Source organism: Spirillospora sp. NPDC049024 (genome assembly GCF_040649235.1).
In the GTDB taxonomy this organism is placed as follows: Bacteria; Actinomycetota; Actinomycetes; order Streptosporangiales; family Streptosporangiaceae; genus Spirillospora.
Map to the genome: position 1 here is coordinate 247,916 of NZ_JBEZFD010000012.1, position 11,141 is coordinate 259,056.

Genomic DNA, 11,141 nt, shown 5'->3' on the forward strand with positions numbered 1-11,141 from the left:
CGGGGGAGGTGGATGATGTACGCGCCGGACGTGCTGCTCGCCGTCCTGACCGGCGCCGCGGTCGGCGGCGGCGTCCTGCTGCTGGTCGTCGCGCTGCGCGGGCTGCCGCCGAGCCGCCGGCCCGCCAGGGGCCGCAGCCGCGAGGACCTGGTCCGCACCCTCACCACCCGCACCGCCCTCGCCGTCATCACCGGCACCGTCGTGCTGATCGTGACGCGCTGGCCGATCGCCGCAGCCGGCACCGGCGCGCTCGTCCTCGCCTGGAACGGCCTGGCGGGCGGCGCCGCCGAGGAGCGCAGGGGCATGGCGCGCCTGGAGGCCCTCGCCGCCTGGACCGAGTCGCTGCGCGACACCATCGCCGGGGCCGTCGGGCTGGAGCAGGCCATCCCCGCCTCCCAGCGCGCCGCCGCGCCCGCCCTGCAGCAGCCGCTGCGCCACCTGGTCGACCGGCTGCACACCCGGGTCCCGATGCCCGAGGCGCTGCGCCGGTTCGCCGACGACCTGGACGACCCGTCCGCCGACCTGGTGATCGCCGCCCTCATCCTGAACGCCAAGCTGCGCGGCCCCGGCCTGCGCGACATGCTCAGCGCCCTCGCGAACTCGGCCCGCGCCGAACTGGACATGCGGCGCCGCGTGGAGGCCGACCGCCGCGCGACCCGGCGCAGCGTCCGGATCGTCGTCGCCGTCTCCGTCGGGACGGCCCTGGCGCTCGCCGTGTTCAACCACTCCTACGTCGAGCCGTACGACGACGTGCTCGGGCAGCTCGTCCTGTGCATCGTCGTCGCCCTGTACGGCGCCGCGTTCCTGTGGCTTCGCCGCCTCTCGCGGTACGAGCTGCCCGGCCGGTTCCTCAGCGAGCCGCGCAGGGCCGCGCAGCCGGGCGTGCCCGCCGAGGTGCCGAGCACCGTCGCGGGCTGGCAGGGCCGCGCCGCCGAGGGCGGTGGCGCCCCGTGAACGCCGCGATGATCGCCGGCGCCGTCGTCGGCCTCGGCCTGTACGTGCTGGTCCGGGCGCTGTTCCCGCCGCGTCCCGGCCTCGCCGCGCGGATGGCCGCGCTGGACGCCGCCCGCCGCCGAGACCTGGAGGCGCAGCGGGCCGGGACGGCGTCGCCGACGCTGGAGCGGGTCGGCGGGACCCGCGCGAAGATCGGCCGGGAGCTGGCGCGGTTCTGCGAGTCGCGCGGCTGGCGGCTGCGGTCCGTCCGCGCCGACCTCGCGATCACCGAGCGGTCGCTGGAGGCGTTCCTCGCGACGAAGTTCCTGCTGCCCGCCGCCGCGCTGCTGTTCATCCCGCTGATCGTCGCCTACTTCGCGCTGCTCGGGCTCGGCTCGTCCGTCGCCGTCCCGGTGTGGATCTGCGTGCTGTTCGCCGCCCTGTTCTTCTTCTTCCCCGACATGCAGCTCCGGCAGGAGGCGCAGGCGCGCCGGCAGGACTTCCGGCACGTCGTCGGCGCCTTCCTCGACCTGGTGTCGATGAACCTCGCGGGCGGCCGCGGCGTCCCCGAGGCGCTGATGACCGCCTCGAACGTCGGCGAGGGCTGGGCCATGCACCGCATCCGGGACGCCCTGTCCAACGCCCGCATCACCGGCCAGACCCCGTGGCAGGCGCTCGGCGGGCTCGGCGAGGAGCTCGACATCGCCGAGCTGCGCGATCTCGCCGGGGCGCTCGCGCTCGTCTCCGACGACGGCGCCCAGGTCCGCAAGTCCCTCGCCGCCCGCGCCGCGTCGATGCGCAGCCGCGAGCTGTCGGAGCTGGAGGGCAAGGCGGGCGAGCGCTCCCAGTCGATGCTGATCGCGCAGTTGTTCCTGTGCGCCGGCTTCCTGATCTTCCTCGCCTATCCGGCCCTGATGCGGGTGCTCGCCTCATGACCGCGACCCCGCCGGTCCCGGACCGCACACCGCGAACCGTCCCCGCCGTACGCCCCCTGGAGGTGTCACGATGAGTCCGCTCAACCCCCTGAACGACCCGGCCGTCGTCTACTTGCGCGCCCTGCTCGGCACCCGCCTGGCGCGGCTGCGGGACGAGGAGGAGCGCTGCCGGGGCGCGTCCGCGATCGAGTGGGCGATCATCACCGCGATCCTCGCGCTGATCGCGATCACGATCGGGGCGGTGATCCAGAAGAAGATCCAGGACAAGGCCGACAGCATCAACACGGGCTGACCGCCGTGCGGCCCCGGGAACCCGACGTCTCCTCCGACGCGGGTGCTTCGTCGATGGAGTGGGCGCTGCTCACCCCCGTCCTCATCCTGATGATGCTCGTCGCGGTGCAGTTCGCCATGGTCTTCCACGCCCGGCACGTCGCGCTGGCGGCGGCGCAGTCGGGCGCCCGTGTCGCCCGCACGTCGCCGGTCGGCGGCGGCTGGGAGGGCGCGGCGACCGCCAAGGCGGCCGGCAGCGTGCGCGAGATCGGCCCCGACCTGCTCAGCGGACTCCAGGTCCGGGCGGGGGAGGACAACGACGAGCGCTGGGTCGAGGTCAGCGGCGAGGCCGTCCAGGTCGTCCCGTTCATGACGTTCCACGTGTCGCAGCGCTCGCAGGGCCCGATCGAGTGCTTCCGCCCCGACGTCGGCTCCGGGACGGCCTGCCAGCGGGGAGCCGGGTGATGAGGGCCCGCGTCCAGCGTCCGTGCGCCGACGGGGGCTCCATGTCCCTGGAGATGGTCCTCGTCACGCCCGTCTTCGTCGCGTTCCTGCTGTTCCTCGCCGGCGCCGGACGGATGGTCGACGCCAAGAGCCAGGTAGACGGCGCCGCCCGGGACGCCGCCCGCGCCGCGTCCATCGCCCGCAGCGCGGGTTCCGCGCAGAGCCTCGCCGCCGAGACGGCGTCCGCCGGGCTGCGCGGCACCGCCTGGTGCTCGGGCGGCCCCACCGTGCAGACCGACGTGTCCCGCTGGGGGCCGGGCGGCAGCGTCGGCGTGACCATCACCTGCGACGTCGACCTCGGCGACCTCGCGTTCATCGGGCTGCCCGGCAGCAAGCGGCTCCAGGGCCGCGCGATCGCACCCGTCGACACCTTCACCTACCGCGGAACCGACGGCGACCAGCCGGAGGACGCGCCATGACAAGAGCACCTGCCGTGAACAGGACACGCGCCGGGGGAGACCGGGGCACGATCGCGATGTACACGGTGCTGTTCACGCCGATCGTCATCCTGCTGGCGGGGCTGCTCGTCGACGGCGGGCTCGCCATCCACGCCCGGCAGCGCGCCGCGGACATGGCCGAGCAGGCCGCCCGCGCCGGGGCGAACCAGATCGACACCGACGCGCTGCGCGAGACCGGCGAACCCGTCCTCGACCCGGGCCGGGCCCGGGCGGCGGCGTGCGACCTGATCGCCTCCTACAGCGACCAGGTCACCGGGTCCCAGTGCGACGCCGACGAGCAGGAGGTCGCGGTCAGCGTGCGGATCAGCGTCAAGCCGCAGCTGCTCGGGATCATCCCGGGCTTCGGCGAGTTCGAGATGACCTCCAGCGCGACCGCCCGCCCCGTCACGGGCGGACCGGGAGGAATCAACCCGTGAGCATCAGCGAGAACGCATCTACGATGAGGACGACGTCCGGAGACCGGCGAACGGCAGGGGCGCGATGGTGACGCGGCAGGGGCGCAGGACACCCGTCCGGGTGGGCAGGCACCGCAGCACGGGCGACGTACTGGCCGGGATCGGGGCGCTCGTCGCGCTCACCGCGCTGCTGGCCGGCGTACCGCTCGCGCTGCTCACGATCTTCGGTTCGCCGCTGCCGGACCATGTGCCGTCCGCGTCCGACCTCACGCACAAGGTGGGCCCCGGCTCGCTCATCGCGATCCTCGTCGTGCTGGTGTGGCTGGCCTGGATCCAGCTCGCGGCGTGCGTGGTCGTCGAGGTGTACGCGGGGATCCGCGGCGTCGGCGTGCCCGCGCGGGTGCCGCTCGCGGGCGGGACGCAGTCGCTCGTGCACCGGCTCGTCGTGGCCGCGCTGCTGCTGTTCACCGCCACCACCTCGATCATGCCGGCGCTGGCCGGCGGGCTGTCCCAGCGGCCGCCCGTGGTGCAGATGCAGATGCAGCCGCAGGCGCAGGAGTTCCACCAGGTTCCCGAGGCGCCGGAGCGCCCCGCCGCCGTTCCCGTCGCCGCCGTGGAGGACCTCGCCGAGCACCCGGCGGAGAAGGGCGCCACCACCAAGATCTACCGGGTGCACCCGCCGGACGGCCGGCACCACGAGTCCCTCTGGGAGATCGCCGAGAAGTGCCTCGGCGAGGGCCGCCGCTACAAGGAGATCTACTCCCTGAACAAGGGGCACATCCAGCCGGACGGGACGCGGCTGACGATCGCGAGCCTCATCCGCCCCGGCTGGATCCTGGAAATGCCCGCGGACGCCAAGCACGCGCAGGTCATCCCCGCCAAGGACCTCCACGACTACTTCCGGCACGGGCACGCCGTCCCCGACGCGCCCGCGAAGCCGCGGAACCCGGCCCCGCCCGCGACGCCGAAGCCCACCCCGCCCGCGCAGCAGACGCCGCCGCAGCAGCAGACCCCGCCGCAGCAGCAGACCCCGCCGACGCACGAGGCGCCGCCCACTCAGCCGCCCGCCTCCCAGGCGCCGCCGACCGCTCCGCAGCCGTCCGTCTCGCAGGCGCCGCCGACCGCTCCCCAGCCCTCGGTCTCGCAGAGCCCGGCGCCCAAGCCCAGCCATGAGCAGGCGCCCGCGCCGGAGAAGTCCGAGACCGCGCGGCCGCCCGCGCACGGCGGCGGGCCGTCCGGCGAGATGGGCGGCCACGCGGGCAGCGGCGGCGCCGAGGTCCCCGGCCAGGGCTCGGAGCACGAGGACGGCGGCGGCGCGTTCGACGTCGGCTGGCCGCACGGCCTCGCGGCGGCGTCGCTGCTCGCCGCCGGGCTGCTCGGCGCGCTCGGCCGGCGGCGCCGCACCCAGATGTGGAACCGCGCGTTCGGGCACATGATCGTCCGGCCGCGGGGGGAGGCAGCGGAGGCGGAGCGGGCGCTGCGGATCGGCGCCGACGACGACGCGGCGCGGCTGCTCGACCTCGGCCTGCGGCACATGTCCAAGTCGATGGCGGCGGGCGGGCGCGCCCTGCCGACCATCTACGGCGTGCACCTCGGGCACAGCAGCCTGGACCTGTGGATCGCGCCCGCCGACCGGAACCCGCCCGCCCCCTGGCAGGCGTTCGACGACGGGCAGGTGTGGCGGCTGAGCGCCGACGCGCTGCCCGGCCTGGAGGCGTCCGACCTCGCGGACGTCCTCGCCCCCTACCCCGGCCTGGTCTCGATCGGCACGAACGACAACGGCCGCATCCTCGTCGACCTGGAGGCCGCGCACGGGCTCATCGCCCTGCGCGGGCCCGAGGACACCCGCCGCGCCGTGCTGTCCGCGGTCGCGCTGGAGCTCGCGACCAACCGCTGGTCCGACCACATGCGGATCACGCTCGTCGGGTTCGACGCCGAGCTCGGCGAGGGCCTGGCGGAGATCGCCCCGGACCGCGTCCGGTCCGTCCCGACGCTCGCGGACGCGCTGCCCGAGCTGGAGGGGCGCAGCGAGGAGGTGCGGCAGGCGCTCGCCGCGTCCGGCGTCGACTCGGTGCTCACCGGACGCTGCCGCGGCGTGTTCGGCGAGGCGTGGATGCCGCACTACCTGATCATGGCGGACCAGCCGCCGGAGTGGGAGGCCGACCGGCTCGTCGCGCTGGCCCGCACCGGCACCCGGATGGCCGCCGGCTACCTCGTGCCCGGCGACGTGCAGGGCGCCACCTGGACGTGGGACGTCGACGCCGCCGGGCGCCTGCAGGCCGGCGTGCTCGGCTTCGACGTCGAGGCGCAGCTCGTCGGGGACGACGACTACCGGGGCGTGTTCGAGCTGTTCCGGACGTCCGCGCGGCTGGCGCCGGTGGAGCTGCCGGGCCTCGCCGGCGGCGACGAGCCGCCGACCGCGCAGGAGTCGTCGGTGGAGGTGCGGCTGCTCGGCCCGATCGAGGTCGAGGCGCCGGGGCCGATGGACGAGAGCCGCCGCGAGCTGTGCACGGAGCTGCTGGTGTACCTGGCGGCGCACCCGGAGGGCGTCCACCCGACGGTGCTGTCCGGCGCGATCTGGCCGCGCGGCGCCAGCGCCGGGGTCCGCGACGCGTGCGTGGCGCGCGTGTCGGACTGGCTCGGCCGGGACGCGCGCGGCCGCCCCAACCTGTACTACGACGACCGGGGCCGGATCCGGCTCGGCTCCGAGGTGCGCGTCGACCTGAACGTGTTCCGCTGGCTGGTGTGGCGGTCGGCGGCCGAGCCCGCGTCCGAGACCGCGTACATGGCGTACGCGCTCGACCTCGTCCGCGGCCCGCTCCTCGCCGACCGGCCGCGCGGCCGGTACGCCTGGCTCGCCGACCACGACCTGGAGTACGAGGCGCCCGCGCGGGTCATCGACGTCGCGCACCGGCTCGTCGTGCTGCGGCTGGAGGAGGGCGACCCGCGCGGCGCGGTGAGCGCGGCCCGCGCCGGGCTGCGGCTCGCTCCCGAGGACGAGGGCCTGTGGCGCGACCTGCTCCGCGCCACCCACGCGACCGGCGACGTGGCGCAGGTCCAGGTGGTGGTGGACGAGCTGCGCGGCCGCGTCGGCCGTGACCCGATGTTCGACCGGCTCCAGCCCGAGACGGAGGCGCTCGTCGAGGAACTGCTCCCCGACTGGCACCACGTCGGCTCGCACTAGGGGCGCCGCGCTAGCGGTACAGGCCGGTGCCGCCCAGCGAGTAGCGGCCGGGCTGCGGATGCACGCACAGCCCCGACGGGCGTCCCGGCACCCTGAGGGACTGGAGCACGCGCCCGTTGCGGGTCGAGAGGGCGTAGACGAACCCGGCCGGGTCGGCGAGCCACAGCGACCTCCCGTCCGAGGAGACCCCGCCCGGTACCGCCGAGCGGCCGGGCAGCGGCCAGCGGGACGCGATCCGCCGCGAGCCGAACTCGACGGCGGTGACGGCGCCGCGGCCGACGACGAAGAGCCGGCGCGCGTCCCGGCTGATCGCGAGGCCCCGCGCGCCGGGCCCCGTCCGGACGAACCCCAGCAGGGTGAAGTGCCGGGCGTCGACCAGCCACACCCCGCCGTGGCGGGCGTCCGCCACGTAGAAGGCGGACCCGTCGGGGGACAGCCGCAGGTCGCCGGGCCGCGCCCCCTCCGGCAGCCGGATGGTGCCGGAGACGGTGCGGCTCGGGAGGTGGACGCGGACGAGCACGCCGGCGGCGGTGCACGTCGCCACGAGGGACGCCTCGTCCGGGGTGAAGTCGGCGTGGCCCGCCGCGCAGGGCATGGGCGTCGACGCCCGCGGCGCCATCGTGCGCGGGTCGCGCAGGTCGATCCGCTCCGGATGGCGCGCGAGGACCAGCGCGTCGCGCCCGTCGGGGGAGAAGTAGAGCCCGGTCGGCGCGGTCACCCCGACCGGGCGGCCCCGCCTCCCGCTGCGCGGCCCGAGCGGGACGAGCAGGCCGTGCACGCGGTCGGTGGCCCACAGCCGCCGCAGGTCCCAGGACGGCGTCACCCGCGACGCCGCCGCCCCCGTGTGGAACCGGCCGACGATCCGGAGTCCGGCGGGGTCGAGGACGTCGATGTAGGGGCCGTCCGGCACGTACAGCCGCGGCGGCACCCCCCGCGCGGCCGGTGCGAGCATGCCGGGGCCGGTGGCCGCGTAGACGCGCCCGCCCGCGGGCGCGACCGGCACCCCGCCGGGCGGCCCGGACTCGGACGCGCGCGGAGCGGGGGCGCCGGGACGCGCCGGCAGGTACGGCGTCGGCCCGCCGAGCCCGACCACCGGGTCGTCCGGGGAGCCCTCCCCGGGCTGGTAGAAGGGGACGGGCGACTCGCATCCCGCCAGGCAGGTCAGCGCGAGCGCCGCGGCGAGCGGGAGCACGGCGGCCCGTGATCGTCGCCTGTGCGGTCGCTTACGTGGTCGTTCGTGAGGTTCCATGCGCGGTCTCCCCCCATCACGGCGGGGACGTTACCGAGGGGCGACGCACGGTACCCGGCTAATTGCCAAACGTGTCCAGTGCGGCGAAGAGATCGAGGAATCGTCTAGTCGGACTTGCCGATGCCTATGCCGAACTCGCGGTAGACGCGCTCCCAGAAGCCGTCCCGCAGCCAGGTGCGGGCCTCCTGGTAGGGGCGCAGTGAGCCGCCGAGCTCCTTCTCGGCCTCGATCAGCAGCTCCTTGTCGATGACGGGCGGCAGGATCGGGCCGGGCAGCAGGTCGCGGATGTTGTCCCGGCCCCGCTCGAAGATCCACTTCTGGGCGACGTGCTCGCCGATCTCCAGCATGTGGTCGCGGTCGGGCCCGAGCTTGCCGTCGGACGGCGCGGCCGTGGTGGAGTTCAGCGACGCGGCCACCGTGGCGGGCGTGGCGCCGCCCGGCACCGGGACGGTCGCGCGGGCGGCCGCGGGCGTCGGCTTGACCGCCGGGGGGCGCCCCGCGAAGACCTGCGACGGGGACGGGACGGGGCTCGTGCGCTGCGCGGCGGCCGCGGCGTCGCGGACCGCGGCGGCGGTGCCGGGCGCGGGCACCGGCAGGACCTTGGCCTTGGTGAAGTACGGGCGCAGGAACTCGGCGGGCAGCACCTCGACCGTGTCGGACTCCCACACCAGCCACTCGGCCTGGTTGGAGCCGTGCGTCGGCTCCACGCCCCACAGGTGCACGCGGACGCCGTAGCGCTGCGCGGCCTCCACGGCGGGCAGCATGTCCTCGTCGCCGGCCAGCAGCACCGCGTCGGTGATGGCGCGGTGCCGGGCGAGGGCCTCGAGGTCGGCGCGCAGCTGGGCGTCCACGCCCTTCTGCTGGCCCTGCGCGTTCAGGTTCCCGAGGCGGAGCTTCACCAGCGGGAGGTTGGCGATGACGCGCTGGTCGACGGTCGGCTGCCGCTTCGGCGCGGCGTCGAACCAGTACACCCGCAGCAGTTCACCGCGCCGCTGCTCGTCGGCGTGGTCGGTGAGCGCCTTGATGAGCTTCTCCGCGGCGACCCGGTACTCCCGCCGGGAGCCGCAGCCGAGCAGCAGGGCACCGGAGGCCGCGTAGAGGTACCCCGCGTCGACGAAGATCGCGTAGCGCGCGGGCTGTGGGACGTACTCCGAGGTGGCCATGGCCTTCCACCTTATTCGTGCGGAGCGCCCCGCCGGGTGCGAACCACGGTTACATGTCGCGGGGGCCGCCCCGGCGAGGCCCCCGTCGGACGTCAGCGCGGCAGGCCGCTGGCCTTCCACGCGCCGGGCCCGCGCGGCCTCGGCGCGCCCCCGAGCGGGGCGCGGACGAGCCGGGAGCGGTCGGCCCAGCGCGACGGCGGGGCTCCGGGGCCCGCGGCGGCCCGGGACGCGGCGGCGGCCCGGGCCCGGGCGGTCAGCACGGCGACGAGCGCCGCGAGCTCCTCCGGGCTCGGGTCGCCGCGGACGACCCGCAGGAACGGCTTGCTGTCGGCGGTCACGAAACCTCCCACCTTCCGGGCGTGTCCCCGCTAGAGCGGGATGTTCCCATGCTTCTTCGGCGGGAGCGTCTTGCGCTTCTCTCGTAGTGCTCTGAGCGCCCGGACCACCTGCCCGCGCGTCTCGGACGGCTTGATCACGTTGTCGATGTAGCCGCGGTCTGCCGCGATGTAGGGGTTGGCGAGCGCGTCCTCGTACTCGGTGATCAGCTCGGCGCGGCGGGAGTCGGGGTCGTCCGCGGCGGCCAGCTCGCGCCGGTACAGGATGTTGACCGCGCCCTGCGCGCCCATGACGGCGATCTGCGCGGTCGGCCACGCCAGGTTGATGTCGGCGCCGAGGTGCTTGGACCCCATGACGTCGTAGGCGCCGCCGTAGGCCTTGCGGGTGATGACCGTGACGAGCGGGACGGTGGCCTCGGCGTAGGCGTACAGCAGCTTCGCGCCGCGCCGGATGATCCCGTTCCACTCCTGGTCGGTGCCGGGCAGGAAGCCGGGGACGTCCACGAACGTCAGCACCGGGATGTTGAACGCGTCGCAGGTCCGGACGAACCGGGCGGCCTTCTCGGAGGCGGCGATGTCGAGCGTCCCGGCGAACTGCATCGGCTGGTTCGCGACGATGCCGACCGAGTGGCCCTCGACCCGGCCGAACCCGACGATGATGTTGGGCGCGTACTGGGCCTGGACCTCCAGGAACTCGCCGTCGTCCAGCACGTGCTCGATGGCGGTGTGCATGTCGTACGGCTGGTTCGGCGAGTCGGGGATGAGGGAGTCGAGCTCCTCGTCCGTCTCGGACGGGTCGACGGGCACGTCGAACGCGGGCGGGTCGGACAGGTTGTTCGACGGCAGGTACGACAGCAGCGCCTTGACGTACTCGATCGCGTCGTCCTCGTCCGAGCCCTGGTAGTGGGCGACGCCGGACCGCGAGTTGTGCGAGTGCGCGCCGCCGAGCTCCTCCATGGTCACCTCCTCGCCGGTGACCGTCTTGATCACGTCCGGCCCGGTGATGAACATGTGGGACGTCTGGTCCACCATGACGATGAAGTCGGTGATCGCCGGGGAGTACACGGCCCCGCCCGCGCACGGCCCCATGACCAGCGAGATCTGCGGAATGACGCCGGAGGCGTGCACGTTCCGCTTGAAGATCTCCGCGTACAGGCCGAGCGCGACCACGCCCTCCTGGATCCGCGCGCCGCCGGAGTCGTTGATGCCGATCACCGGGCAGCCGGTCTTGACCGCGTGGTCCATGACCTTGCAGATCTTCTCGCCGAAGACCTCGCCGAGGGAGCCGCCGGAGACCGTGAAGTCCTGGCTGAAGACCGCGACGGGACGCCCGTCGACCGTCCCGTACCCGGTGACGACGCCGTCGCCGTAAGGGCGGTTCTTCTCCATCCCGAAGTTGGTGGAGCGGTGCCGCGCCATCTCGTCGAACTCGACGAACGAGCCGGGGTCGAGCAGAGCGTCGATCCGCTCCCGGGCCGTCATCTTGCCCTTGGCGTGCTGCTTCTCCACGGCGCGGGCCGAGCCGGCGTGCACCGCCTCGTACCGGCGCCGTTCCAGATCCGCGATCTTTCCCGCCGTGGTGTGGACGTCGTAGTCCACCGGGGGTTCAGGGGCTTCCATCGCCATGCGCGCCAGGGTAACCGCCCGCTGATACCGCGCTCGCGGCCGGGGCCCGCTGACCGGGACGGCGCCGGCCGGGGCGGTCCCGGGCCAGG

Annotated in this window: 11 protein-coding genes; 7 read left to right on the forward strand and 4 right to left on the reverse strand. The window is 74.9% G+C overall.

Annotated elements, in window-relative coordinates:
* Positions 1-12: 12 nt before the first annotated feature.
* From AB0C21_RS23575 to AB0C21_RS23605, 7 genes are all read left to right on the forward strand, one after another.
* Positions 13-954: a type II secretion system F family protein gene (locus AB0C21_RS23575; protein WP_500206916.1), complete on the forward strand. Its 942-nt coding sequence runs from the start codon at positions 13-15 to the stop codon at positions 952-954.
* Positions 951-1,868 (forward strand): type II secretion system F family protein, encoded by a 918-nt coding sequence (locus AB0C21_RS23580; protein WP_200841839.1) that lies wholly within the window; start codon positions 951-953, stop codon positions 1,866-1,868. Before AB0C21_RS23575 ends, AB0C21_RS23580 begins: the two co-directional genes overlap by 4 nt.
* Positions 1,869-1,938: 70 nt before the next feature.
* Positions 1,939-2,160, forward strand: coding sequence for a Flp family type IVb pilin (locus AB0C21_RS23585; protein WP_500206918.1), 222 nt, complete (start codon positions 1,939-1,941; stop codon positions 2,158-2,160).
* 5 nt (positions 2,161-2,165) lie between these two features.
* Complete coding sequence (locus tag AB0C21_RS23590) at positions 2,166-2,603, forward strand: TadE/TadG family type IV pilus assembly protein (protein ID WP_500206920.1); 438 nt, start codon at positions 2,166-2,168, stop codon at positions 2,601-2,603.
* Positions 2,603-3,061, forward strand: a complete 459-nt coding sequence (locus AB0C21_RS23595; RefSeq protein ID WP_500206922.1) for a TadE family protein — start codon at positions 2,603-2,605, stop codon at positions 3,059-3,061. The genes AB0C21_RS23590 and AB0C21_RS23595 overlap by 1 nt, the downstream gene beginning before the upstream one ends.
* A gap of 14 nt (positions 3,062-3,075) precedes the next feature.
* Complete coding sequence (locus tag AB0C21_RS23600; protein ID WP_500206923.1) at positions 3,076-3,516, forward strand: TadE/TadG family type IV pilus assembly protein; 441 nt, start codon at positions 3,076-3,078, stop codon at positions 3,514-3,516.
* Between the two features lie 64 nt (positions 3,517-3,580).
* Positions 3,581-6,679 (forward strand): BTAD domain-containing putative transcriptional regulator, encoded by a 3,099-nt coding sequence (locus tag AB0C21_RS23605; protein WP_500206925.1) that lies wholly within the window; start codon positions 3,581-3,583, stop codon positions 6,677-6,679.
* 10 nt (positions 6,680-6,689) lie between these two features.
* On the opposite strand, the gene AB0C21_RS23610 is transcribed toward AB0C21_RS23605, so the two are convergent.
* From AB0C21_RS23610 to AB0C21_RS23625, 4 genes are all read right to left on the reverse strand, one after another.
* A complete protein-coding gene (locus tag AB0C21_RS23610) occupies positions 6,690-7,871 on the reverse strand; it encodes a YncE family protein (protein WP_500206927.1) in 1,182 nt (393 codons plus the stop codon).
* 161 nt (positions 7,872-8,032) lie between these two features.
* On the reverse strand, positions 8,033-9,091 hold the full coding sequence (locus AB0C21_RS23615; RefSeq protein WP_500206929.1) for an NYN domain-containing protein: 1,059 nt from the start codon (positions 9,089-9,091) through the stop codon (positions 8,033-8,035).
* Between the two features lie 92 nt (positions 9,092-9,183).
* Positions 9,184-9,429, reverse strand: coding sequence for an acyl-CoA carboxylase subunit epsilon (locus tag AB0C21_RS23620; RefSeq protein WP_500206931.1), 246 nt, complete (start codon positions 9,427-9,429; stop codon positions 9,184-9,186).
* Positions 9,430-9,459: 30 nt separating this feature from the next.
* A complete protein-coding gene (locus AB0C21_RS23625; protein ID WP_500206933.1) occupies positions 9,460-11,052 on the reverse strand; it encodes an acyl-CoA carboxylase subunit beta in 1,593 nt (530 codons plus the stop codon).
* Positions 11,053-11,141 lie beyond the last annotated feature (89 nt).

Bases quoted from the DNA above. Each gene is read 5' to 3' on its own strand.
- AB0C21_RS23615 (WP_500206929.1), bottom strand. From the start codon at position 9,091: ATGGCCACCTCGGAGTACGTCCCACAGCCCGCGCGCTACGCGATCTTC.
- AB0C21_RS23585 (WP_500206918.1), top strand. From the start codon at position 1,939: ATGAGTCCGCTCAACCCCCTGAACGACCCGGCCGTCGTCTACTTGCGC.
- AB0C21_RS23595 (WP_500206922.1), top strand. From the start codon at position 2,603: ATGAGGGCCCGCGTCCAGCGTCCGTGCGCCGACGGGGGCTCCATGTCC.
- AB0C21_RS23625 (WP_500206933.1), bottom strand. From the start codon at position 11,052: ATGGCGATGGAAGCCCCTGAACCCCCGGTGGACTACGACGTCCACACC.
- AB0C21_RS23575 (WP_500206916.1), top strand. From the start codon at position 13: ATGATGTACGCGCCGGACGTGCTGCTCGCCGTCCTGACCGGCGCCGCG.
- AB0C21_RS23605 (WP_500206925.1), top strand. From the start codon at position 3,581: ATGGTGACGCGGCAGGGGCGCAGGACACCCGTCCGGGTGGGCAGGCAC.